Genomic DNA, 24,516 nt, shown 5'->3' with positions numbered 1-24,516 from the left:
CAAATACCTTAAACCTCCCCTGATTCGTTGTTTTATGAAATTGCGTACATTACGTATTTTTGCTCAGTCACTCTCTGATCAGATCTGAATTCCTAATTATCCTTCATCAGCCACCTTCAGAAGCGCGCTTAATGATAATTTCATGATAAGATGCGCGTTTTAATCAGGCCTGCATAAGTAACACTACAGCATGGAAATAAGCGTACTCGTTCTACTTGTTATCAGCATCGCTGCAATTCTCTATTTTTTGCGCAATGCCTCCGGTAAACGTCAGCACAATGATCAGCCAGCTGCGGCCTCCCAATCTGCCTCAATGACTGACGCTGTGAATAACCAATATCCCCCTGCTCATTCATCCGATCATAAGCAACTTATTATTCATCAGGATGAACACAACATTCCCCGCCGCCATCTGAATGATGCGGCAATGAAAGTGGCCTATCACCTTCAGGATGAAGGTTATGAAGGCTACCTGGTCGGTGGCTGTATTCGCGATTTATTGCTTAACAAACGGCCGAAAGACTTTGATGTTGCCACCAACGCCCACCCTGAAGAAGCCCACGAACTGTTCCGCCGTTCACGGCTGATCGGTCGTCGCTTTAAACTGCTGCATGTCCGGTTTGGCCGTGACCTGATCGAAGTCGCAACCTTCCGTGCCAGCCACGACAGCAAGCAGGATAACAGCGACGGTGAACATGGCCGCCAGAACGACAGCGGTATGATTGTTCGGGACAATGTATACGGCACTATCGAAGATGATGCTCTGCGCCGTGACTTTACCGTTAACGCTCTGTATTACTGCCCCCGTGATCACAGTATCCACGATTTTGCCGGCGGTTATACCGACCTGAAAAACAAAGTACTTCGAATGATCGGTGAGCCGGATGCCCGCTACCGTGAAGACCCGGTACGGATGCTGCGTGCTGCCCGTTTCGCCGCCAAACTGGATTTCGACATTGAACCGGCTACCGCCGAACCGATTCAACGCCTGGCACCATTACTGAAAGACATTGCCCCTGCCCGGATGTTTGACGAAGCACTGAAAATTTTTCAGTCCGGACATGGCGTTGCATCGCTGGAACAGACACGTCATTACGGATTGTTCGAACAGCTTTTTCAACAAACCGAAGCTGCACTGAACAATCCACAGGGCATGCCTGTTGAAACGCTGATCAATAATGCCCTCAGCAATACCGATCGCCGCTTACAGCAGGGTAAAAGTGTTACCCCGGCATTTCTGTTCGCAGCATTTCTCTGGTACCCGATGGCCCAGCGCATGCAGCAACTGCAGGACGAAGACGGCATGCACCCGTTACCGGCCCTGCACGAAGCGGCCAATCAGGTTATCGCGGCACAGGTTCGGCAGACGGCGATTCCACGGCGTTTTTCAACCCCAATCCGGGAAATCTGGGAATTACAGCTGCGCCTCTCCCGCCGTCAGGGTAAACGTGCTGATCGTCTGATGGAACATCCACGCTTCCGGGCTGCTTATGATCTGTTGGTTTTACGGGAAAACAGCGGTGAAAACCTCGACGGTCTGGGTGAATGGTGGACCCGCTACCAGGACAGCAATCCGGGTAACCGTATGGAAATGAACAAAGAAGCCAGTAGCGACGATGCACCCAAGCGCCGTCGTCGCCGTCGTCGCCCATCCAAATCCAAGCAGCAACAACCGCAACCGCAGAATGACTGATATGAATAACTGGCAACTGTGTTACATAGGTCTGGGCAGCAACCTGGAAGATCCCTACCAGCAAGTGAGCAGCGCCCTTGAAGAACTGGCCGCTCTGCCAGACTGCAGAGCACACGCTCATTCACGTCTGTACCGCAGCGACCCGGTAGGACCGCCTGGCCAGCCAGACTACGTGAATGCGGTCGCCTGCTTTGAAACCACACTGGAACCTCTGGCGTTACTGGATGCACTGCAAGCCATTGAACAGGCACATCAGCGTGTCAGAATCCAGCACTGGGGACCACGTACACTGGATCTGGACCTGCTGCTGTATGGCAATCAGGTCATTGAGAATGAACGCCTGACCGTGCCTCACGCCTTCATGAAAGAACGTAGCTTTGTGCTATACCCGCTTGCGGACCTGGCACCCGACACAACCTTACCGGACGGCACAGAACTCGCCGAGCTGTTGAAGGATTGCCCGCAAGGCACACTGGAACCGATAAACCAATAAGCTTCATGCTTATACTTATTTGCTAGGTTTTTATTCCGCAGTTGCAACATAAGGAATAGTTAATCCCCCGGTGCATAGGTATAATCCCCGCCTGAGAGCCATATAAATCAGGTTAGACTTATGAGCAAGGTTACCCTACACACACTATTTACCCGAAAGCAGGCCGGAGAAAAGTTCGCTGTTCTGACAGCCTACGATGCCTGCTTCGCCAAGCAGATCAGCGATGCGGGTGTTGAAGTGTTACTGGTAGGTGATTCCTTAGGAATGGTCCTCCAGGGCAACGACAGCACACTGCCTGTCAGTGTTGAGCAAGTGGCATATCATACCGCTGCGGTTCGCGCCGGCAGCCAGAACGCAATGATCATGGCAGATATGCCTTTCATGAGTTACGGCACCCCCGCACAGGCAATGGAAAGCGCAGCCGCACTGATGCAGGCCGGCGCACACATTATCAAGCTTGAAGGCGCAGCCTGGCTGGATGAAACCATTGAACTCCTGGTACAGCGCGGTGTACCCGTTTGCGCACACCTCGGCCTTACTCCTCAGACAGTCAATGTACTGGGTGGATATAAAGTCCAGGGCCGTAATGATGATGCAGCGCAACAAATCCTCAGTGACGCACGCCGTCTGGAACAGGCCGGCGCCAGCCTCCTGTTACTGGAATGTGTTCCAAGTGATCTTGCACGGGCTGTCACCCAGGCTGTCAGTATCCCGGTCATAGGCATTGGCGCAGGTGCCGATACCGACGGACAGGTACTGGTCATGCACGATATGCTGGGCATCACACCGGGCAAAAAAGCCCGTTTCGTTAAGAACTTCATGCAGGAAGCCGACAGCATCTCAGGGGCATTCAAAGCTTATGCCGATGCAGTTAAACAAGGTAGCTTCCCCGGGCCGGAACACGGCTTCGAATAACGGCACTGATGCCAGAGCCGGAGGCATTCCGGCTCATATTTCGGATTTCAGATTATGCAAACAATTCACAGCATTACCGAGCTGCAGGCAGTTCTGGGTAATGAACGTGCTGCTAATAAGCGCATTGCTTTCGTACCAACCATGGGCAACCTTCATGAAGGTCATATTCAGCTGATTCATCAGGCAAACCGTAATGCCGACATTACCGTTGCGAGTATCTTTGTAAACCCGCTTCAGTTTGGTGAAAACGAAGATCTGGATGCCTATCCACGCACCCTGCAGAGCGATCAGGAAAAGCTCAGCGCTGCTGACTGTGACTACCTGTTCGCCCCTAAAATGGAAGATATGTACCCTAATGGTCAGGTCATCCAGACCCTGGTAGAGGTACCTGGCATCTCACAACTGCATTGTGGTATTTCACGGCCAATTCACTTCCGCGGCGTTGCTACGGTTGTCTGCAAACTGTTTGGCATTGTACGCCCGGATGTTGCCATTTTTGGCGAGAAAGACTTCCAGCAACTGATGGTAATCCGCCGGATGACCGAAGATTTGTTCCTGCCAGTTGAAATTCAGGGCGCTCCGATTGCCCGCGCCGAAAGCGGCCTGGCCCTCAGCTCCCGAAACGGTTACCTCAGCGAACAGGAAATGGAAATCGCTCCGACCCTTAACCGGACTATCCGTGAAACTGTTGCCCAGGTAATTTCCGGCAATCATGATTACAGCCAGTTGGAAGAATCAGCTCAGCAACAGCTGGAAGAAGCCGGCTTTAAACGTGATTATTTCAATATTTGCCGCCGGCACGATCTGCAACCTGCCCAGCCGGAAGATAAAGAGCTGGTTCTTGTTGCGGCAGCCTATCTGGGTAAAGCACGACTGATCGATAACATGGTAATTGATCTTTAACTGAACAGCGGCGGGAGCCTGTCCCGCCCTCCTCTCTTCTACCTGCCCCAGCATCTTCACTCTCTGCTAAGCCCTTGATAATCCTTAAAAGCCAAAAGCCCTTCGGATTACTGCGTTGCAGTTAAAAACTGACTATGTTTTACTGCAGTGCACAAAATAAAATACTTGCTGCCGGATAACCTCTGAATCAACATCGTTTTCTGCCCTGAGCGCAATAAAACAGTCATCAGAATCCCTTATCCTACAGCCAAGTTTTGATCAGCAAGAGGGAATATTATGCGTGACGTAGTAGTTGTAGCTGCAAGCCGTACGGCAATCGGTAGTTTTAACGGAACCCTTGCCTCGGTTGCAGCCAGCGACCTTGGTGCAACTGTGATTAAAAGCCTGCTGGATAAGTCAGGGGTTGATGGCAGCCAGGTAGAAGAAGTCATCATGGGTCAGGTACTGACCGCCGGCTGCGGGCAAAACACCGCTCGCCAGGCCAGCATCAATGCAGGCTTACCGGTTGAAGTGTCTGCAATGACCATCAACAAGGTATGCGGTTCCGGCCTTAAAGCCATCCAGCTGGCCACCCAGGCAATTCGCTGCGGCGATGCTGACATCATCATTGCCGGCGGCCAGGAAAACATGAGCGCATCTGCTCACGTACTGCCAAATTCCCGCAACGGTGCCCGTATGGGTGACTGGAAAATGGTTGATACCATGATCAAAGATGGCCTGTGGGATGCATTCAATGACTACCACATGGGTATCACCACCGAGAATATCGTTGAGAAATACGGCTTCACCCGTGAAGAACAGGATGCCTTTGCAGCCCTTTCCCAGAATAAAGCTGAAGCCGCTCAGGCAGCCGGTAAATTTACCGATGAAATCGTGCCTGTGGTTATCCCTCAGCGCCGTGGCGATGACATCGTATTCGATACCGATGAGCAGCCCCGTGCCGGTGTAACCGCTGAAGCGCTGGGCAAGCTGCGTCCTGCTTTCAAAAAGGACGGCACCGTGACCGCCGGTAACTCTTCAACTATTAACGATGGCGCTGCTGCAGTGATGCTGTGCTCGGCTGAGAAAGCAACCGAACTGGGGCTGCCTGTCCTGGCCCGTATCAAAGCCTATGCAAGTGCAGGTGTTGATCCGTCCATCATGGGCACCGGCCCAATTTGTGCCACACAGAAAGCCCTGGAAAAGGCTGGCTGGGGCATTGATGAACTGGAACTTGTTGAAGCTAACGAAGCCTTTGCTGCTCAGGCGATGTCAGTAAACAAGGATCTGGGATGGAATACCGACATTGTTAACGTTAATGGCGGTGCCATTGCGCTGGGTCACCCGATCGGTGCATCCGGCTGCCGAGTATTTGTCAGCCTGCTGCATGAAATGCAGCGCCGTGACGCCAAGAAGGGCCTTGCTACTCTGTGTATCGGTGGTGGTATGGGTACTGCTCTGGCTGTCGAGCGGGATTGAATCGCTCTTTCAGGTACAAAAAAACGGGACTGATGTCCCGTTTTTTTATGCGCAGGCTATATCCGCTTACCAGGGAACTAAAGCACACAGGAGGTAGCGAGACTCAGGTATGCTTCGGGCAGCGAATCAACCGTTAACGCAACAAGTCTTCCCCACTGAGTCCGTTTCGTTCGACAATCTCACGCAACTTACGCAGGGCTTCTACCTGAATCTGCCTTACCCGCTCACGGGTAAGCCCGATCTCACGGCCAACCTCTTCCAGGGTACTCATTTCAAATCCGCGCAGGCCGAAACGGCGGGACAATACCTCGGAGTGTTTCTCCGGTAGCATATCCAGCCACTGATTCAGGTTACCGCTGATATTAGAGTTCTGCAGCAGGGTTTCCGGATCAGAACTTTCTTCATCCGGAATCGTCTCCAACAACATTTTATCGGAGTCTTTACCTACCGGTGTATCTACAGATGTAACCCGTTCATTAAGCCCGAACATCCGCTCAACGTTTTCGACCGGCTTATCAACCGCCTGGGCAATCTCTTCAACAGAAGGCTCGTGATCAAGCTTTTGCGCCAGTTCACGGGCAGCCCGTAAATACACGTTCAGTTCTTTAACCACATGAATAGGCAACCGGATAGTACGGGTCTGATTCATAATCGCCCGCTCAATGGTCTGCCGAATCCACCAAGTAGCATAGGTTGAAAAACGGAATCCCCGCTCAGGATCAAACTTTTCAACGGCACGGATCAGTCCGAGGTTACCCTCTTCAATCAGATCCAGCAGGGTAAGCCCCCGGTTGATATAACGTCTGGCGATCTTAACAACCAGTCTCAGGTTGCTTTCGATCATACGCTTGCGCGCGGCCTCGTCGCCCTTCAGAGAGCGGCGGGAGAAATAGACTTCTTCTTCAGCAGACAGCAACGGAGAAAAGCCTATCTCATTGAGATAAAGCTGCGTTGCATCCAGAGTTTTGGCGTTTAATAAATCATTATGCGCCATACTGCCTTTACCACGCCCGCTGTTCATGAATTTAGGCTTCGCGGCCTCATCACGCTCAGTGGTTACTGTGGCTGTATCTTGCTCAGTTTTTTCAATATTTTCCATCGACCCACCTCAAATAGTTCCATTAACTGTGTGTCCCGGCTATCTTCTTTTGGGCAAGTACTTCTTAGGATCAACCGGACTCCCATTCCGGCGTATCTCAAAATGCAGCATGTTACGGGTGGCACCGCTACTGCCAATTTCGGCAATCTTATCACCGACTTTTACAACATCATTCTCCTTTACAAGAATTTTGCTATTGTGCCCGTAAGCGCTCAAATAGGTTTGATTGTGGTTAATGATCACCAGATTTCCATAACCTAATAATCCACTACCGACATATACAACTTTGCCGGATTCAGCCGCATAAACGGACTCACCCCGCTCACCCAAAAAGTTGATACCCTTATTTACCTTACCACTGCTGCTATAGCCCTGTACAATCCGACCCTTAGCTGGCCAGCGCCATTGCAGCTTACGATTTGCTGCTAAAGTAACGCTCTTGCCCGCAGTAGCAGGCTTTACCGGCGTTTTTTTAACTTTAGTCTCATTTTGGGTATTTTTGGGTTTTTTAACTGTTTTTTGTGCAGTCTTAGTCTTGGCTTTAGTGGGTTTAACTGAGGCTGATGATTTACTTTCTGTCCGGTCAGCCAGAGGGGCGGCATCAGAACCGCGGGCTACCGCTGAGGTATTCAGGGACAGTTTCTGCCCGGGGTAGATAGCATAAGAACGGTCAATATTATTGGCCCGGGCAAGCTGACGGTAATCCAGCCCGTATTTAAATGCGATACCGTAAAGTGTATCGCCCCGACGAACGGTATATTCTGAAAGGTTACCACTGCGTACAGCGCTGGTACTGACCCGGCGCTGATCGCTGGCTGAAAGATCACTGATAGGTGCGTAGGCGCTGTTGCTCGCGCAACCGGACATTACCAGCAAAGATGCAAGCATCATTACCAATAACTGTCGGTCGAGCACTCCAGCCATACACATTACTCCCAAGCGTTACCTGTCTGAGGACAAACCACGCTCCATTAACAGTACAATCGCCCCGCCCAACACCATCAAAGCAAGACTCGCATATAAGTATGATGGCTCACCGGTCAGCGCCTGATAACTCAGGGGTAATACATTATCCTGAGCCAGAGGAATCTGTTCGCCATGGCGGTTAATGGTATACGCAGTGGTATATTTCCAGGGCCAGATTTTATTCAGCGAGCCCAGCATAAAGCCCGCCAGGATCGCCAGAGTTGCCATCTTATAATGGGCAAACATCCAGCTAAGCACCCGTGAAAAGCCACTGATCCCCACCACACAGCCCGCCAGGAACAGGCCCAGCACCTGAACATCAAACGCCTTTACAGCACCCAAAACCGGTGTATACATACCAATAATCAGCAGAATAAAGCTACCTGAAATCCCCGGTAAAATCATTGCGCAGATAGCCACCATTCCTGACAGAAAAACCGCCAGAGCCGTAGGTTCTATTTCAGTGGGTGTTATTGACGTCACCAGATAAGCGAGCATTGCACCGACGACGAAAGTTATCGTCAGCGTGACATTCCAGTGATCAATCTGAGTCATCACCAGCCAGCAGGAAGCCAGAATCAGCCCAAAGAAAAACGCCCATAACATAACCGGATAGGTATCAAGCAAGAACAATACACTGCTGGCAACTGTCGCAATGCTCGTTACAATTCCCAGCACAAGCACCAGCAGAAAACTGCCGTTTATATGATTCCAGGCATTTCTGATTTGTCCGGAAAACAGCATCTTCAATGCTTCTGCATCGACTGACTTGATACTGTTAATCAGTTCTTCATAGATTCCGGTAATAAATGCGATTGTGCCGCCGGATACGCCGGGAACAGCATCTGCAGCCCCCATAAGCATACCTTTTAAGAACAACCTGATCCGTGCTGATACCATTCGCTTCCCATTACTGCAAACACACGCTAAGCGTATGAACTTTATACTTTATCGTACTGTACCACTTAACAAAGGAACAAATTTAACCGCTTCAAGTACTTCAGTGGTAAATTCCATTTCAGACTGACGTATAACCAGCTTCAGTTCCTGCTGACGGCCACCGACCGGTATCACCAGACGACCGCCAATAGCTAACTGCTGAAGTAATTCCGGCGGTACCTGCTCAGGTGCAGCGGTCACCAGAATACCATCAAAAGGCCCTCGCTCAGCCCATCCCATTCCGCCATCTGTATGCCGCAAATGGACATTACGCAAAGACAGCAACTGTAAACGTTTACGGGCTTTTTCCTGCAAAGGACGAATCCGTTCAACGCTGTATACCTGATCAACTAACTGTGCCAGCACGGTCGTCTGATACCCCGAGCCGGTGCCAACTTCCAGCACCTTCTTCATTGGACCTTCAGCTAACAGCAGCTCCGTCATCTTGGCGACGATGTAAGGCTGCGAAATGGTCTGGTTGAAGCCGATTGGCAAGGCAGTATCTTCATACGCCCGGTGTGACAGCGCCTCATCAATAAAAATGTGTCGCGGAGTGCTTGCCATCACATCCAGCACCTGCGGATCAGTAATACCCTGATCCTGCAACCGCTGCACTAACCGGCTGCGGGTGCGTTGCGAGGTCATACCAATCCCCTGCAACTGTAATTTATTCACAACAACTCCTTAAACACTTAATTCTCTGACAGCGATCAGTCACTCAGGTTTTCCAGCCACTGGCTTAAATTATCCATACCTGAATACTGGGTCATATCCACATTTAGCGGGGTAATTGCCACATAGCCTTCCTGAACAGCGTAAAAATCTGTTCCGGGACCGCAGTCAGCGGCTGCGCCTGCACCGGCAATCCAGTAACGCTTTGCACCACGCGGATCAATCGACTCAACCGGTGTATCTGCCAGTACCCGGTGACCCAGCCTGACCAGCTGCATGCCTTTTATATCCTCTAAAGGACGATCAGGTACATTAATATTTAATACTGTACGGGGGGCCAGATTCAAGCGTCTGACATCTGCCAGCAGCTGCTGAATAATAACCGCTGCCGTATGATAATTATCAGGATGACTGCCCAACATAGAGACAGCAATTGGCGGCAGCTTCAGGTAACGGCCCTCGATAGCTGCAGCAACGGTTCCGGAATAAATAACATCATCCCCCAGATTCGCCCCGGCATTGATGCCTGAAATCACGATATCAGGTTTCTCACACAGCACACCGGAAATTCCCAGGTGCACACAATCCGTTGGGGTGCCGTTCAGGCTGTAAAAACCGTTATGATGCTGATGCGCTTCCAGTGGCCGGTCCAGTGTCAGCGCGTTACTGGCACCACTGCGGTTACGGTCCGGTGCAACAACATCAACACTGAAGTCTTCATACAGCGTCGTCGCCAGCACTTCCAACCCCGGTGCATACACACCATCATCATTTGATAACAAGATTCGCATTAAAATTCTCCACGCTGTGCGTTTTCAACCTGACAGATCTCCCGCAGGACACTGGTCGCAAAAGACCCCACCGACAGATCAAAACTCAGTAGCAGCTGATCATCCGCTTCCTGAACCACACTGAGATTCTGTGGCAGTAAACGCAGTGCACGGCGCTCCTGATTCAGGCCAAGCTTTTCCAAACCTGTCTGCAGTTCTTCATAACCTGCCAGTTGCGCGGTTTCCCAGTCAAAGGCCTGATCGGTACAGATGGAACGACCACGCCCCCACATTGGCGCAGTCAGATGAATATCCAGATTAGCCAGACGCTCTCCAATGGTATGGTCTTCTGCATCATACGCAAAACAACTCTGACTGCCCTGATGCATCAGCACATCACCGGCCATCGGGCCGACTTCACCGGCATATCGTGCCGATACCACCTGATTAAACAAAAAAGAACGAACGGCTGAAATATACATCCCTTTCTTATGCTTCTGCCGTTCTTTATATTCACCTTTAATCAGGGCGGCCCCTTTTGTCAGGTTCCCCCCATGGTGACCAAAACGCTGCTCACCGAAATAATTAGGAACCCCCTGGCGAACCAGCTCACAACGACGCATGACATCATCGACATCGGTGACATTGCGCAAACGGATAGCAAAACGGTTACCGGTCAGGCTCCCCAGACGTAACTTACGCCCGTGTTTAGTAGCCTTTAATACCTGAATCGTCTCACGCTCAAACAACGACCATGTCAGCGGTGCCCGCCCTGGCAGATGTACACTGAACCATTGTTCAGTCACTGCATGACGGTCTTTTTTTCCGGCATAGCCAACTTCCCGCGGACTTACCTGACAAAAGTGCGCCAGTTGCCGAGCAACCCAGTCTGTATTTTCACCGGTTTTACGGATATACAGATAAACATGATCACCGCTGCCTTCCGGTTCAAATGCCAGGTTTTCAGTAACCTGAAAATCTTCGGGCTGCTGGCGGATAAGGGCGGTGGCCCGGGGTTCGCCATAGGCATAATTCAGTTCAGTGGGAAATGCTGTGGTCATGCAAATATCCAGCGGTTAAACAATCAGGGAGTATCATCAGATACAGGGGATTTTCCGGGAATTAACTGAAAGAAGGTTTCGTCTTCGCGCACCATACCCAGGTCATTGCGGGCACGTTCTTCAAGGGCTGCCAGCCCCTTTTTAAGGTCCTGAACTTCTGCCTGTAAGCGATGGTTCCGCTCCACAAGCAAGTCATTCTCAGCCTGCTGACTCTGAATCTTATCCTGTAGCGCCCAGACCTCACGCAAGTTCGCCTCGCCAAACCAGAGACGATACTGCAGAGCTGCCACAGCAATAATCAAAATCCAAACAAGCCAGCGAAACATAGAATACCGACGCCGATCCCCAGTTAAAAAAGGGGGCTTCCGCCCCCTTATATTCAGTACTCAGTCAGCGATTAACCCTGACCTTTGATCTCTTTCAGACCATTATAGACAGCTTTATCGCCCAGCTGGTCAGCAATCCGCAGCAAGCGGTTGTACTTAGCTACACGGTCAGAACGGCACAGAGAACCGGTCTTAATCTGACCTGCAGCGGTACCAACGGCCAGATCTGCAATGGTTGTATCTTCAGTTTCACCGGAACGGTGAGAGATAACAACTGTGAAACCAGCGTCTTTAGCCATAGCAATGGCATCCAGGGTTTCAGACAGTGAACCAATCTGGTTGAACTTGATCAGGATAGAGTTACCGATGTTCTGTTCAATACCGCGAGACAGGATCTTGGTGTTAGTCACAAACAGATCATCACCAACCAGCTGTACTTTATCACCGATCTTACGGGTCAGGCTTGCCCAGCCATCCCAGTCAGACTCATCCAGACCGTCTTCAATAGAAACAATCGGGTAGTTCTCAGTCAGGTTAGCCAGGTAATCGCCGAAACCTTCGGAATCGAATACCTTACCTTCGCCAGACAGATCGTACTTGCCATCTTTGTAGAACTCAGATGCTGCGCAGTCCAGCGCCAGAGTAACATCTTTACCTAACTCATAACCGGCATTCGCAACCGCATCACGGATAACAACCAGCGCTTCTTCGTTAGAACCCAGGTTAGGCGCAAAACCACCTTCGTCACCAACAGCTGTGCTCAGGCCTTTAGCCTTCAAAACCGCCTTCAGTGCGTGGAAAATTTCCGCGCCGCAACGCAGTGCATCGGCAAAATTATCCGTTGCAACCGGCTGAACCATGAATTCCTGGATATCTACGTTGTTATCCGCGTGCTCACCACCGTTCAGGATGTTCATCATCGGCACAGGCATAGAGAACTGACCAGCAGTACCGTTCAGCTCCGCAATGTGCTCATACAGTTCAACACCTTTGCTGATCGCTGCAGCTTTAGCCGCCGCCAGTGACACAGCCAGAATAGCGTTTGCACCGAGGTTAGCTTTGTTTTCAGTACCGTCCAGCTCCAGCATTTTATTATCCAGAGCACGCTGATCAGCAACGTCCATGCCTACCAGGCTGTCACGGATTTCACCGTTAATAGCAGCAACTGCTTTCAGAACACCTTTACCCAGGTAACGAGACTTATCACCGTCACGCAGTTCCAGCGCTTCACGTGAGCCTGTAGAGGCACCGGAAGGCGCACAGGCAGATGCCTGCTGGCCAGTGCTTAGAATTACATCCGCTTCAACGGTTGGGTTACCACGGGAATCAAGCACTTCGCGAGCTTTGATATCAGCAATTGTTGCCATTAATAGAACTCCAATATTACTTAGATATTACTTTTCAAGATCCGCCTGGGTTAAGGCAGCTTCAATAAATCCACGGAATAAGCCATGGCCGTCACGCGGGGTCGAGGTAAACTCAGGGTGGAACTGACAGGCAACGAACCAAGGGTGATCCGGCACTTCCACTACTTCAACCAGTTCACCATCAACAGAACGGCCAGCAATGACCAGACCGGCTTCTTCCAGCTGTGCAACGTAGTTGTTGTTCACTTCATAACGGTGACGGTGACGTTCTTTAATTTCTGTCGCGCCGTAAGCTGCTGCAGAGGTTGTGCCTTCTTTCAGGTGACAAACCTGTGCACCCAGACGCATTGTGCCGCCCAGATCATCAGCATCGCCACGTAATTCAGTCACACCTTCTTCGGTCATCCACTCGGTGATCAGACCAATCAGCGGGTTATTCGCATCTGCATCAAACTCTGTGCTGCTGGCATCTTCAATGCCGGCTACATGGCGTGCATATTCAATAACCGCTACCTGCATACCCAGACAAATACCCAGGTACGGTACTTTGTTTTCACGGGCATACTTAACCGCAGCAATCTTACCTTCCACACCGCGCTCACCAAATCCGCCCGGTACCAGGATTGCAGATACGTCTGACAACAGATCAACGCCATCACGTTCTACCTGCTCAGAATCGATATACTTGATGTTTACCTTGGTGCGCAGCTCGATACCGGCATGGGAAATCGCTTCGATCAGCGACTTGTAGGCATCCAGTAATTCCATGTACTTGCCCACCATCGCGATGGTCACTTCGCGGTGTGGGTTCAGCTTGGCATCGGCAACACGGTCCCATTCGCTCAGATCAGCGGCTGGACAATCCAGATTAAACCGTTCGATAACGATCTGATCCAGACGCTGTTCGCTCAACAGGCGAGGGATTTTATAGATGGAATCAGCATCCGGCAGGGAAATAACCGCACGCTCTTCAACGTTGGTAAACAGTGACAGCTTACGGCGTGAGCTTGCTGGAATCGCCACTTCAGAACGGCACACCAGAATGTCTGGCTGAATACCGATAGAACGCAGTTCTTTTACGGAATGCTGTGAAGGCTTGGTCTTGATTTCACCGGCAGTGGCAATATACGGCACCAGGGTCAGGTGCATGAACATCGCGCGGTTGAAGCCCAGCTCAACTTTTAACTGACGCACTGCTTCCATAAACGGCAGAGATTCGATATCACCCACTGTTCCGCCAATTTCCACCAGCGCAATATCAGCATCGCCGGCACCGTCAATGACACGGCGCTTAATTTCGTCAGTGATATGAGGGATAACCTGAACAGTACCGCCCAGATAGTCACCGCGGCGCTCTTTACGCAGTACGTGCTGATAAACACGACCGGCAGTGAAGTTGTTACGCTTACCCATGGTTGTACGGATAAAACGCTCATAGTGGCCCAGATCCAGATCCGTCTCAGCACCATCTTCGGTGACAAATACTTCACCGTGCTGAATCGGGCTCATCGTGCCCGGATCGACGTTAATATAAGGGTCCAGCTTAAGCATGGTGACTTTAAGCCCCCGCGCTTCAAGAATTGCAGCCAGTGAAGCGGATGCGATGCCTTTCCCCAACGAAGAAACAACACCGCCAGTGACGAAGATATAACGCGTCATGTGGAACCTGTATATGGTCGTAAACTTGGATAACGCCGTTTAATCAGCTATTCCTTTGCGGAATATTTTTTTCACGCAATAAAAAATACCGGCCGGAACAGGTATTTACGAAAGGCTTTCAGTCTGATTAAAACAGCAACATAAGATGGGGCTACAGGGTACCAGAATCACTGCCGGCAAACAATGCAACGGGCTGCCAATCTAGCCAGAAAGGCGGCTTATTTTCACCTTCACACCAGCCCTCACAAATACAGATTCCCGGGACCGCTACAATTTCATCACCGCGAACACATACCGGCCACTGATCCCGTTGCCAGGGCGGTACGCCAGCTTCCTGAAATAAATGCTTTAACGACTTTCCCGGCCGGCCTGACGGATAACACTTATCCCCATCCCGACGGTTGCGGATTTTCACCCCCGCCAGCCATGGATCAGGACAGATATCAGATTCTGCAGTCAGTGACAGACGCCCTGGATAACGCTCAGGTGCCGCCAGTACATCTACCAGCAGAGCATCCCATTGCGGACAGGCCTTCACCGCTTCAATAAATAAACGGTTACGGTAGCGGCGAATAACCCGGTCACCCAGTATCAGCTCCGGCTGCCGGTCACTGGCTGCTGCAATTAATGCCTTAAGACTACTCAGCTGTGCAGCACTGAGCAAAACACCGGCGCAGCGGCACCAGTAACGCAACAGGTTTGCCTGACGCCGCTGCGACAGCAATTGCAACTTAACTGTCAGCAAACAGTTATCGACGGAACAGTTCTGGAAATCAGACTGAGCAAGCTCTTCCAGCAGTGCTTCAGCATCCGCCAGATGACTGGCCGTTGCCTGAAGGCGCTCACTGATACCGGACCAGCGTCCGGCAAGTAAAGGCAGTACCTGCTGACGGAGAAAATTACGGTCATACTGAATATCCGTATTGCTCGGATCTTCCACCCAGCACAAACCTTCCTTCTGCGCCCACGCTTTCAGCTCACTCCGGCTAAAATCCAGCAGTGGTCTGAATAACGCCCCATCGCCCAAGGCACGCTGCCGAGGCATTGCAGCCAACCCCCGTACACCAGCCCCCCGAAACAGACGGAACAACAGGGTTTCAGCCTGATCATCACTGTGATGCGCCAGTAATACACAGGTATTCTCAGACTGCGCCTTTGCAAATACTTCATAGCGGGCATTTCTGGCGGCAGTTTCAATACTGCCCGGCTGCAAGTTCACCTGCTCGGCACAAAACGCCAGCCCCCGTTGTTCAGCCTGACGGGCACAAAACGCCTGCCACTCATCGGCTTCTGCCTGGAGCTGATGATTAATATGCAGCACCGTTAACCGGTCAGCAGGTAAACAGCGACTGGCAAGCTCCAGCAGCACCATTGAGTCCAGCCCGCCACTGAGCGCGACAATCCAGTGATCAACACCGGACTGACTCGCCAGTTGCTGTTCAAAGCGCTGCAGGAAGGTATCGTTAGCCATCTTGCCCATATACAGGTCTCTGTCTGAATTACTGGTGATTGTAACCTGAAACAAAAAAACCGCCGGGGATACCGACGGTTTTTTTTATAACAGAGTAATCTTACTGATCAATGCCGTAAGACATCAGACGCTGGTAACGACGCTCCAGCAGCTCTTCTGTGTTGAATTCATCATAGCGTGCCAGGGTTTCCATCAGATGCTTCTTCAGGTTAGCCGCCATTAAACCGTGGTCACGGTGCGCACCGCCCAGAGGCTCATCAACAATCTGGTCAACCAGTCCCAGCTCAGACAGACGGTCAGATGTCAGCCCCATTGCCTTGGCGGCATCCGGCGCACGTTCTGCACTCTTCCACAGGATAGACGCACAGCCTTCAGGTGAAATTACAGAATACGTTGAATAACGTAACATCAGCAGTTCATCGCAAACACCGATCGCCAGTGCACCACCGGAACCACCTTCACCGATAACGGTAGAAATAACTGGGGTTTTCAAGCGAGACATAACGGCCAGGTTATAAGCAATCGCTTCACTCTGACCACGTTCTTCTGCACCGATACCCGGATACGCACCCGGTGTGTCAATGAAGGTCAGAACCGGCATATTGAAACGCTCAGCCATTTCCATCAGACGCAGCGCTTTACGGTAGCCTTCAGGACGTGGCATACCAAAGTTACGGCGTACTTTTTCTTTAACTTCACGGCCTTTCTGATGACCTACCAGCATTACCGGACGGCCTTCCAGACGTGCGATACCGCCAATCAGTGCCTGATCATCCGCGTAATGACGGTCACCGTGCAGCTCTTCAAACTCATCAAAGATGTGCTTAACGTAATCAAGCGTATACGGACGCTGAGGGTGCCGCGCCAGCTGTGACACCTGCCATTCGCTCAGGTCAGAGAATAAAGACTCAGTCAGGCTGCTGCTTTTTGCCTGCAACTTGCTGATTTCTTCTTCAATATTCAGTTCGTTGTCATTACCAACCAGACGCAACTCTTCGATCTTCGCTTCAAGGTCAGCAATTGGCTGTTCAAAATCCAGATAATTGGGATTCATGCGTAACGTATTCCGTTTGTTTCTATATCGCTGCCGGGCGTGTCCCGGTAACGGAAAAAAATTCTGCTAAGTGTACCCGTACATGGAATTAAGAACCAGTATCAGGCGACACTTAGCGGCGATTTAATAACAAATAGACACAGCATCACCACCAAACTGATCCTTCAGCTTCAGTAACACTTCATCTGTTGGTTCCACTTTCCAGTCATCCCCCAGATACACCCGCGCCGATGCATCTTCCCGGCTGTACTGCAAAGCAACACTCACAGCTGAAGCCCCTTTAGCACCTTCAAGTACTTGTTCAAGGGCCTTAAGCTGACGTTCTTTCAGCTGATCAGCCTGACAATTTACCTGAATATGGGATGCATAACGGGCACGTGCCTGAGTGATATCGATGACTTTACTGGCCCGAACTTTAGTCCGGCCTGAATAGTCATCGTGGGCAATTTCACCTTCCACCAGCAGGATCGCATCTTTGCTCAGCAGATGGCGGTGCTCATCAAAGCTGTCGCCGAACAGGGTGATCTCGATTCGGGAAGTCCGGTCATCCAGCGTAATAAAGCACAGCGGATCACCTTTCTTGGTTTTCTTCATCCGGATATCGACCACCAGCCCCAGCATTTTCTGCTGCTGACCCCGTGCCGGCTGCAATTCAACAATCCGCTTGGAAATAATATTTGGCAATTCAGATTCGTATTCGTCGATCGGGTGACCCGTCACATACAAACCAAGGGTATCTTTCTCACCCTGCAGGCGTTCCTTATCCGTCCAGCAACGCAGCTTCATGTAGTCTGCATAAGGATCACGGGGATCTTCGGCCTCCATATCCCCGAACAGGTCAAACATCCCGGCGCTCTGATTACGCTCATTCTGGTCAGCCGCTTTCAGCGCTTCAGGAATGGCCGCCCACAGCTGAGCCCGGTCCGGGCCGAGCTTATCCAGTGCGCCACAGCGAACCAGCGCTTCCATTACCCGCTTGTTAATCTTCTTGCTGCCAACCCGCTTACAGAAATCAAAAATATCCTTAAACGGCCCTTCCTGACGGGCTTCAACAATCGATTCAATAGGACCTTCACCAACGCCCTTCACAGCCCCCAGCCCGTAAACGATTTCACCGTCGTCATTAACGGTAAACATATATTCGCCACAGTTCACATCCGGCAGGACCAGTGGTAGCTCCATGGTCCGGCATTCTTCAATGAAGATCACCACTTTGTCGGTGTTCTGCATATCAGATGACAATACTGCGGCCATAAAAGGCGCCGGATAATGGGCTTTCAACCAGGCTGTCTGATAGGAAACCAGTGCATAGGCAGCAGAGTGAGATTTGTTGAAACCGTAACCGGCAAACTTTTCCACCAGGTCGAAGATGTTACCGGCCAGATCCCGGTCGATACCATTCTTTTCCGAACCGTCCAGAAAGGAGATCCGCTGCTTAGCCATTTCTTCAGGCTTTTTCTTACCCATCGCCCGGCGCAGCATGTCCGCACCGCCAAGGGTATAACCCGCCATGACCTGGGCGATCTGCATAACCTGTTCCTGATACAGGATGATGCCGTAGGTCGGCTCCAGTACAGGCTGCAGGCTATCCAACTGGTAATCCGCATGAGGATACGCCAGCTCAGCCAGACCGTGCTTACGGGCAATGAAGTCATCAACCATGCCTGACTGCAACGGCCCCGGCCGGAACAGTGCCACCAGTGCCACAATATCTTCAAAACGGCTTGGCTTCAGACGGTTTACAAGGTCCTTCATACCGCTGGACTCAAGCTGGAAAACCGCCGTGGTTTCGGCAGATTGCAACAGATCGAATGTCTTTGGATCTTCCAGATCAATCAGCGCAATATCCAGCCGTTCTTCGCCGTTCTTCGCCCGGATCCGGTCGATGGTCTTCACCGCCCAGTCGATAATGGTCAGGGTCCGCAACCCCAGGAAGTCGAACTTAACCAGCCCGGCTTCCTCCACGTCGCCCTTATCAAACTGAGTAACCAGCCCCTGCCCGTGTTCATCACAATAAGTGGCGGCAAAGTCTGTCAGTTTGGTTGGCGCGATTACCACACCTCCGGCGTGCTTACCGACGTTACGGGTAACCCCTTCCAGCTTGTAGGCCATGTCCATGATTTCCTGCGCTTCTTCGCTGGACTCCACAAACTCACGCATCATCGGCTCTTCTTCCATAGCCTTGCTGAGCGTCATGCCAATTTCAAAAGGAATAAGCTTGGACAGCTTATCCGCCAGACCAAATGCCTTGCCCTGTACCCGGGCAACATCCCGTACAACCGCTTTTGCTGCCATGGTACCGAAGGTTACGATCTGGGATACCGCATCACGACCATAGGTCTCAGCCACATAGTCGATAACCTTATCGCGGTTATCCATACAGAAGTCGATATCGAAGTCGGGCATCGATACCCGTTCCGGGTTCAGGAATCGTTCGAAAAGAAGGTCATATTCAAGCGGATCAAGGTCGGTAATTTTTTGCGCATACGCCACTAACGAACCTGCACCGGAACCCCGCCCAGGACCTACAGGCACACCGTTATCCTTACCCCACTGAATGAAGTCCATTACGATCAGGAAGTAACCGGGAAAACCCATCTGGGTAATGATATCCAGCTCGAAGTTCATCCGTTCTTCGTAGGGTTTACGCTTCTCTGCATAATCCTCGGCATCTTTATCCAGCAGGATTTCAAGGCGCTCTTCCAACCCTTTCCACGACACATCGGCGAAAAACTCGTCCATGGTCATGCCTTCCGGAATCGGATATTTCGGCAAGTAATAGGTACCCAGATCAAGCTGCAGGTTACAGCGCTTGGCTATCTCTACCGTATTGGCAACCGCTGAAGGAATATCCGCGAACAGCTCCTGCATCTCTTCAGCAGATTTCAGATACTGAGTATCACTGTAATCTTTAGGACGGGTAGGATCTTCAAGCGTGCGGCTTTGGTTAATACAGACCCGGGCCTCGTGAGCCTCAAAATCATCCGGGGAAATAAACATGACTTCATTGGTCGCCACCAGTGGGCAACCGCTGCGCTGGGCCAGCTGCACCGAAGCATGTACACACTCTTCATCGTTAGTCCGGTCGGTTCGCTGGATCTCCAGATAAAACCGCTGCGGGAACATTTCCTGCCACTGAGCAAGTATGGCATCCGCTTCATCACTACCAGCAAGTAAGGCTTTACCGATTTCACCTTCTTTCGCACCGGACAAAGCGATCATGCCTTCCGGCTGGGCGGCAATCCAGTCTTTGAGGATGACCGCACGGTCATGCAACACATTCTGACCTTTCTCATACGCCAGAGAAATCAGTTCCGTCAGGTTCCGGTAACCGGTCTCATTCATTGCCAGCAAAGTCAGTCGGTGCGCCTCATCATCCTTGAGGCTGTTTACCACCCAGACATCTGAGCCGAAGATCGGCTTAACCCCGGCACCCGTAGCTGCTTTGAAGAATTTAATCAGGCCAAACAGATTAGTCTGGTCCGTCAGTGCAATTGCCGGTATCTGTTGTTGCTTAACAGCTCCCATCAGCTCTTTAATACGAACCAGGCCATCAACCAGTGAGAATTCACTGTGCAGGCGCAGATGGACAAAACCGGGAGCGTTATTCATAAATAAACCAACTCAGTTAAACAGATTGTTGTTCGAGTAAACGGGCAACAGGCTTAAAGCTGCGCCGGTGTTCTGCAATAGGGCCATATTTTTCAAGTTGCGCCATATGCAGGGCGGTCGGATACCCTTTATGCTTGGCAAAGCCATATTCCGGGTAAAGCTCATCAAGCGCTTTCATTTCCCGGTCCCGATATACCTTCGCTAAAATAGACGCGGCACTGATCGCAGGTTCTTTAAGATCACCTTTTACAATGGCTTCAGAAGGACAAACCAGCCCGGTCGGGCAGCGGTTACCGTCAATCAATGCATACTCAGGTACCGGGTTCAGCTGATTAACCGCCCGGCTCATAGCGAGCATTGAAGCATGCAGAATATTCAGTTCGTCTATTTCAGCTACATCAGCCCAGGCTATGGCCCAGGCAAGTGCTTTTTCCTGAATTTCAGGGTACAGCAGCTCACGTTTTTTTTCGGTGAGTTTTTTTGAATCAGTCAGCCCGGCAACAGGATTATCCGGATCAAGAATCACCGCAGCTGCCACCACTTTTCCAACCAGCGGACCACGGCCAACTTCATCAACACCGGCCACCAGCTGATGGCTGCGAAAATCAAATCCCTGCGTTTGCATTCAGGCCCCTCCCTGCTTATCAGTTACCAGCTGTAAAACTGCCTCTGCAGCACGCTGATCAGCATCCTGCCGAAGCTCAAGGTGTAACTGATGAAAGCGCTGCGTCATCGGCCCGTGCTGTTCACTGTCATGTAAAGCCTTCTCAACCAGAGGGCCCAGTATTTCCGGCCGCACATCATTTTGTAACACTTCAGGTACTAACTTTTCACCAGCCAGTAAATTTGGCAACGAGATGTAAGGGGTTTTAACCAGACGGGACAGAATCCGGTAAGTCAGTGACGCCATTTTGTAAGCGACCACCATCGGCTTTTTAAGTAACATCGCTTCAAGGGTAACCGTACCCGAAGCCATCAGTATGGCATCGCTTGCCTGCATCACTAAACGGGATTCCTTCAGATGCAGTCTGACAGGTAAATCCTGGTATTCTGACTGTAACAACGCCTGGAGCGTGTCAAAACGGGTCTGATTTGCCGCCGGAAGAATGAAACGCAAGTCCGGATTTCTTTCCAATAACCATCGCACAGTATCCAGAAAAGGGCGTGCCAGATACTTCAGTTCCCCGCCACGGCTCCCGGGCATAACAGCAATCAGTTGCTCTTCTTCAGAAATGCCAAGCTGACGCCGTGCTTCAGCCTGATCCGGCTGAAGGTCAATCATATTTGCCAGCGGATGACCCACAAATCTGACCGGCATATTATGCTGTTCATAAAAACGTGCCTCAAAGGGCAACAGCGTTAACATCAGATCAGTGGTATTAAGAATCTTAAATACCCGCTTGCTGCGCCAGGCCCACACTGACGGGCTGACATAATGGACGGTAGGAATACCTGCAGCGCGCAACTTCCCTTCCAGGTTGAGGGTAAAGTCCGGTGCATCTATGCCAATAAAGACGTCTGGCTGCCAGTCAGTGAGTTGCTGTGTCAGTTGCTTACGGATATTAAGAAGCTCTCTGAGCCGCCCTAGCACTTCAACCAGCCCCATCACCGACAAACGCTCCATCGGATAAAGCGAATGGCAGCCTTCAGCCTGCATCAGCTCACCACCAATGCCGCGGACTTCAAGATCTGGATTTGACTGGCGTAACGCCCTGATCAGACCGGCGCCAAGGATATCCCCTGACGCCTCACCGGCTACGACAGCAACTTTCATACGTCCGGCCATAGAAATGATTAGCGGATTATGCCCCGCTCAGAAGATTTCAGTGAATCGATAATCAGCTGTACTTCAGCACAGTCAACAACCAGCTTTTGCAGTTCAGCCAGTGCTTCATCCAGTTTTAAACCGCTGCGATAAATCAGTCGGTATGCGCGCTTAATCGTACGGATAGCATCATCGCTGTATCCTTTACGGCGTAATCCCACTGAGTTAATACCATGTGGTTTCGCCGAGTTACCATTGCACATAACAAAAGCAGGCACATCCTGCAGCACGACAGTTCCAGCACCACACATACTGTATGATCCAATATGGCAAAACTGATGCACCGCCGTAAAGCCACCCAGGATAATATAATCCCCTAAGTGAACATGGCCGGCCAGCGCTGCATTATTCGCGATAATATTATGGTTACCCACAACACAGTCATGCGCCACATGCGCATTGGCCATGAACAGATTATCACTGCCAATTATCGTAATGCTGTTATCCTGAACAGTACCCCGGTGAATCGTACAACCTTCACGAAAAACGTTGTCATCACCGATTACCAGCTCTGTAGGCTCACCCTGATATTTTTTATCCTGACAGTCTTCACCAATGCTGGTGAACTGAAACACACGGTTATTTTTGCCCATCTTTGTCGGGCCTTTTATCACCGCATGGGGACCTATACGGCACCCGGCACCAATCTCAACATCCGCACCGATGTAGCTCCAGGGACCTACTTCAACATCGTCAGCCAGCTTTGCGCCGGGCTCAACTATTGCTTGTGGATGAATCAATCTCAGACCTTTCTGTCAGCACAAAGAATTGTCGCAGAGCTTGCAAGCTCACCGTTCACAGTCGCTTTAACATCAAATTTCCAGATACCGCGCTTTTCTGAAACGATTGTAGCTTCCAGCTGTAGCTGGTCACCTGGCACTACCGGACGCTTAAAACGCAGCTTATCAGAACCTACAAAGTAATAAATAGAGCCGTCCTGCGGTGTTTTATCCATGGTTTTAAAACCAAGGATACCTGCCGCCTGTGCCATTGCCTCAACAATCAGCACACCAGGCATTACCGGATGATCAGGAAAGTGCCCGTTAAAAAAAGGCTCATTAATCGTAACATTTTTATAAGCAACGATGGATTCCCCGGGTATTAGTTCAACCACCCTGTCGACTAATAAAAAAGGATAACGGTGGGGTAAATATTTGCGGATCTCATTAACATCCATCATTCGGATCAACCTTTGCTTTGTATTGCTTAAATTCTGCTTCTAACTTTTTCAGCTTACGTGACATATCGTCAAGCTGACGAAAACGAACAACATTCCGCTTCCATTGTGAATGTGGCTCGGCGACTGTACCGGAGGAATAAGCACCGGCAGAGTCAATATTCTTACTTACTAACGACATAGCCGTTATATGTGTACCGGCTACAATTTCGAGATGTCCGGTAATACCACAGGCACCTGCCACAGTACATCCTTCACCGATATGCGTACTGCCGGCAACCGCAGTACAGCCAGCGATGGCGGTATTATCACCGATGACAACGTTATGTGCTATCTGTACCTGATTATCGATAATAACACCGTCACCAATGTACGTATGATCCAGAGCTCCGCGGTCGATCGTTGTACCGGCACCGATCTCCACCCTGCTTCCGACCCGCACACCACCTAACTGGTAAATCTTCAGCCACTGACCGTTATTCTGCGCGAAACCAAAACCGTCGGCACCAAGAACTGCCCCACTGTGAATACGGCAATCCTCACCCACCTTTACGTCGTTATAAAACGTCACGTTCGGCTGAATAACCGATCCTGCACCGATCTCACACTCATTGCCCAGTACAGTATTTGCACCGACAGAAACACCACTGCCAATCTTACAATTTTCACCAATGACAACGTTCGGCGCAATCGTTACATCCGCATCAATGGTTGCTGTCGGGGCTATTACCGCACTGCTGGCAATACTGCCCATCTGCACACCATCGGCTCCGCTGAATAAGCGACTAACCCTGGCATACGCAATATAAGGATCGTCTACAATCAGGCAAGCAGTCGGCACCAGAGCTTTATGCTCTTCACTGACTAATACCGCACCTGCACGGCATTTTTTCAACTGTTGCAAATAACGGGGTTTTGCACTGTGAAAAAACGTAAGATGCCTAGCGTCCGCATGCTCAAGAGTTGCTAGGCCAGTAATTTCCGCCTCGCCGCCTTCAAGCGTTGCATTCAGATATGTTGCTAACTCTTGTAGTGAATACTGCAAACCCGACACAG

The 24,516-nt window shown here is 50.9% G+C and carries 22 protein-coding genes; 5 read left to right on the top strand and 17 right to left on the bottom strand.

Going from position 1 to position 24,516, the window contains the following annotated elements; genetic code table 11:
- Positions 1-190: 190 nt before the first annotated feature.
- The 5 genes from pcnB to JYB63_RS18450 all read left to right on the top strand — a co-directional run bounded on the left by pcnB (position 191) and on the right by JYB63_RS18450 (position 5,462).
- Positions 191-1,693 (top strand): polynucleotide adenylyltransferase PcnB, encoded by a 1,503-nt coding sequence (gene pcnB, locus JYB63_RS18470; protein WP_336510906.1) that lies wholly within the window; start codon positions 191-193, stop codon positions 1,691-1,693.
- A 1-nt stretch (position 1,694) separates the two neighbouring features.
- The gene (folK, locus tag JYB63_RS18465) at positions 1,695-2,186 is read left to right on the top strand and encodes a 2-amino-4-hydroxy-6-hydroxymethyldihydropteridine diphosphokinase (protein ID WP_205659391.1); all 492 of its coding nucleotides are present in this window, start codon (positions 1,695-1,697) and stop codon (positions 2,184-2,186) included.
- Positions 2,187-2,306: 120 nt separating this feature from the next.
- A complete protein-coding gene (gene panB / locus JYB63_RS18460; RefSeq protein ID WP_205659390.1) occupies positions 2,307-3,101 on the top strand; it encodes a 3-methyl-2-oxobutanoate hydroxymethyltransferase in 795 nt (264 codons plus the stop codon).
- A gap of 54 nt (positions 3,102-3,155) precedes the next feature.
- Positions 3,156-4,004, top strand: a complete 849-nt coding sequence (panC, locus tag JYB63_RS18455; RefSeq protein WP_205659389.1) for a pantoate--beta-alanine ligase — start codon at positions 3,156-3,158, stop codon at positions 4,002-4,004.
- A gap of 276 nt (positions 4,005-4,280) precedes the next feature.
- Entirely contained in the window at positions 4,281-5,462 is a 1,182-nt protein-coding gene (locus JYB63_RS18450) for an acetyl-CoA C-acetyltransferase (protein ID WP_205659388.1), read from the top strand.
- Between the two features lie 133 nt (positions 5,463-5,595).
- On the opposite strand, the gene rpoS is transcribed toward JYB63_RS18450, so the two are convergent.
- The 17 genes from rpoS to lpxD form a co-directional block, all read right to left on the bottom strand.
- Positions 5,596-6,561 carry an RNA polymerase sigma factor RpoS gene (gene rpoS, locus JYB63_RS18445; RefSeq protein WP_205659387.1) on the bottom strand — a complete coding sequence of 322 codons (966 nt, stop codon included), beginning with the start codon at positions 6,559-6,561 and terminating at the stop codon, positions 5,596-5,598.
- A gap of 39 nt (positions 6,562-6,600) precedes the next feature.
- The gene (locus JYB63_RS18440; protein WP_205659386.1) at positions 6,601-7,485 is read right to left on the bottom strand and encodes a peptidoglycan DD-metalloendopeptidase family protein; all 885 of its coding nucleotides are present in this window, start codon (positions 7,483-7,485) and stop codon (positions 6,601-6,603) included.
- A gap of 18 nt (positions 7,486-7,503) precedes the next feature.
- Positions 7,504-8,427, bottom strand: a complete 924-nt coding sequence (locus JYB63_RS18435) for a polyprenyl-phosphate transporter (protein ID WP_205659385.1) — start codon at positions 8,425-8,427, stop codon at positions 7,504-7,506.
- A 48-nt stretch (positions 8,428-8,475) separates the two neighbouring features.
- On the bottom strand, positions 8,476-9,111 hold the full coding sequence (locus tag JYB63_RS18430; protein WP_205659450.1) for a protein-L-isoaspartate(D-aspartate) O-methyltransferase: 636 nt from the start codon (positions 9,109-9,111) through the stop codon (positions 8,476-8,478).
- A gap of 65 nt (positions 9,112-9,176) precedes the next feature.
- Positions 9,177-9,929, bottom strand: coding sequence for a 5'/3'-nucleotidase SurE (gene surE / locus JYB63_RS18425; protein ID WP_205659384.1), 753 nt, complete (start codon positions 9,927-9,929; stop codon positions 9,177-9,179).
- Positions 9,929-10,969, bottom strand: coding sequence for a tRNA pseudouridine(13) synthase TruD (truD, locus tag JYB63_RS18420; protein WP_205659383.1), 1,041 nt, complete (start codon positions 10,967-10,969; stop codon positions 9,929-9,931). Before truD ends, surE begins: the two co-directional genes overlap by 1 nt.
- A 23-nt stretch (positions 10,970-10,992) precedes the next feature.
- The gene (gene ftsB / locus JYB63_RS18415) at positions 10,993-11,295 is read right to left on the bottom strand and encodes a cell division protein FtsB (protein WP_205659382.1); all 303 of its coding nucleotides are present in this window, start codon (positions 11,293-11,295) and stop codon (positions 10,993-10,995) included.
- Between the two features lie 71 nt (positions 11,296-11,366).
- A complete protein-coding gene (gene eno / locus JYB63_RS18410) occupies positions 11,367-12,662 on the bottom strand; it encodes a phosphopyruvate hydratase (protein ID WP_205659381.1) in 1,296 nt (431 codons plus the stop codon).
- Between the two features lie 27 nt (positions 12,663-12,689).
- Positions 12,690-14,321: a CTP synthase gene (pyrG, locus tag JYB63_RS18405; RefSeq protein ID WP_205659380.1), complete on the bottom strand. Its 1,632-nt coding sequence runs from the start codon at positions 14,319-14,321 to the stop codon at positions 12,690-12,692.
- 151 nt (positions 14,322-14,472) lie between these two features.
- On the bottom strand, positions 14,473-15,846 hold the full coding sequence (tilS, locus tag JYB63_RS18400; protein ID WP_205659379.1) for a tRNA lysidine(34) synthetase TilS: 1,374 nt from the start codon (positions 15,844-15,846) through the stop codon (positions 14,473-14,475).
- A 46-nt stretch (positions 15,847-15,892) separates the two neighbouring features.
- The gene (gene accA / locus JYB63_RS18395; protein WP_205659378.1) at positions 15,893-16,846 is read right to left on the bottom strand and encodes an acetyl-CoA carboxylase carboxyl transferase subunit alpha; all 954 of its coding nucleotides are present in this window, start codon (positions 16,844-16,846) and stop codon (positions 15,893-15,895) included.
- 123 nt (positions 16,847-16,969) lie between these two features.
- Positions 16,970-20,458, bottom strand: a complete 3,489-nt coding sequence (gene dnaE / locus JYB63_RS18390; protein ID WP_205659377.1) for a DNA polymerase III subunit alpha — start codon at positions 20,456-20,458, stop codon at positions 16,970-16,972.
- 16 nt (positions 20,459-20,474) lie between these two features.
- Entirely contained in the window at positions 20,475-21,083 is a 609-nt protein-coding gene (gene rnhB, locus JYB63_RS18385; protein ID WP_205659376.1) for a ribonuclease HII, read from the bottom strand.
- Entirely contained in the window at positions 21,084-22,232 is a 1,149-nt protein-coding gene (gene lpxB / locus JYB63_RS18380; protein WP_243432060.1) for a lipid-A-disaccharide synthase, read from the bottom strand.
- 20 nt (positions 22,233-22,252) lie between these two features.
- Positions 22,253-23,023 carry an acyl-ACP--UDP-N-acetylglucosamine O-acyltransferase gene (lpxA, locus tag JYB63_RS18375; RefSeq protein WP_205659374.1) on the bottom strand — a complete coding sequence of 257 codons (771 nt, stop codon included), beginning with the start codon at positions 23,021-23,023 and terminating at the stop codon, positions 22,253-22,255.
- A gap of 2 nt (positions 23,024-23,025) precedes the next feature.
- Entirely contained in the window at positions 23,026-23,463 is a 438-nt protein-coding gene (gene fabZ / locus JYB63_RS18370; RefSeq protein ID WP_205659373.1) for a 3-hydroxyacyl-ACP dehydratase FabZ, read from the bottom strand.
- Positions 23,450-24,514, bottom strand: coding sequence for a UDP-3-O-(3-hydroxymyristoyl)glucosamine N-acyltransferase (gene lpxD, locus JYB63_RS18365; protein WP_336510905.1), 1,065 nt, complete (start codon positions 24,512-24,514; stop codon positions 23,450-23,452). The genes fabZ and lpxD overlap by 14 nt, the downstream gene beginning before the upstream one ends.
- Positions 24,515-24,516: the final 2 nt, after the last annotated feature.

The organism is Aliamphritea spongicola (assembly GCF_017051665.1).
Taxonomy (GTDB): Bacteria; Pseudomonadota; Gammaproteobacteria; order Pseudomonadales; family Balneatricaceae; genus Amphritea; species Amphritea spongicola.
Note: the sequence above shows the minus strand (reverse complement) of the source record. Positions and strands in the feature narration are given on the sequence as shown.

Bases quoted from the DNA above. Each gene is read 5' to 3' on its own strand.
- truD (WP_205659383.1), bottom strand. From the start codon at position 10,969: ATGACCACAGCATTTCCCACTGAACTGAATTATGCCTATGGCGAACCC.
- JYB63_RS18435 (WP_205659385.1), bottom strand. From the start codon at position 8,427: ATGGTATCAGCACGGATCAGGTTGTTCTTAAAAGGTATGCTTATGGGG.
- folK (WP_205659391.1), top strand. From the start codon at position 1,695: ATGAATAACTGGCAACTGTGTTACATAGGTCTGGGCAGCAACCTGGAA.
- dnaE (WP_205659377.1), bottom strand. From the start codon at position 20,458: ATGAATAACGCTCCCGGTTTTGTCCATCTGCGCCTGCACAGTGAATTC.
- accA (WP_205659378.1), bottom strand. From the start codon at position 16,846: ATGAATCCCAATTATCTGGATTTTGAACAGCCAATTGCTGACCTTGAA.
- lpxB (WP_243432060.1), bottom strand. From the start codon at position 22,232: ATGAAAGTTGCTGTCGTAGCCGGTGAGGCGTCAGGGGATATCCTTGGC.
- ftsB (WP_205659382.1), bottom strand. From the start codon at position 11,295: ATGTTTCGCTGGCTTGTTTGGATTTTGATTATTGCTGTGGCAGCTCTG.
- eno (WP_205659381.1), bottom strand. From the start codon at position 12,662: ATGGCAACAATTGCTGATATCAAAGCTCGCGAAGTGCTTGATTCCCGT.
- rpoS (WP_205659387.1), bottom strand. From the start codon at position 6,561: ATGGAAAATATTGAAAAAACTGAGCAAGATACAGCCACAGTAACCACT.
- panC (WP_205659389.1), top strand. From the start codon at position 3,156: ATGCAAACAATTCACAGCATTACCGAGCTGCAGGCAGTTCTGGGTAAT.
- fabZ (WP_205659373.1), bottom strand. From the start codon at position 23,463: ATGATGGATGTTAATGAGATCCGCAAATATTTACCCCACCGTTATCCT.
- pyrG (WP_205659380.1), bottom strand. From the start codon at position 14,321: ATGACGCGTTATATCTTCGTCACTGGCGGTGTTGTTTCTTCGTTGGGG.
- panB (WP_205659390.1), top strand. From the start codon at position 2,307: ATGAGCAAGGTTACCCTACACACACTATTTACCCGAAAGCAGGCCGGA.
- surE (WP_205659384.1), bottom strand. From the start codon at position 9,929: ATGCGAATCTTGTTATCAAATGATGATGGTGTGTATGCACCGGGGTTG.
- JYB63_RS18450 (WP_205659388.1), top strand. From the start codon at position 4,281: ATGCGTGACGTAGTAGTTGTAGCTGCAAGCCGTACGGCAATCGGTAGT.
- pcnB (WP_336510906.1), top strand. From the start codon at position 191: ATGGAAATAAGCGTACTCGTTCTACTTGTTATCAGCATCGCTGCAATT.
- JYB63_RS18430 (WP_205659450.1), bottom strand. From the start codon at position 9,111: ATGACCTCGCAACGCACCCGCAGCCGGTTAGTGCAGCGGTTGCAGGAT.
- rnhB (WP_205659376.1), bottom strand. From the start codon at position 21,083: ATGCAAACGCAGGGATTTGATTTTCGCAGCCATCAGCTGGTGGCCGGT.
- JYB63_RS18440 (WP_205659386.1), bottom strand. From the start codon at position 7,485: ATGGCTGGAGTGCTCGACCGACAGTTATTGGTAATGATGCTTGCATCT.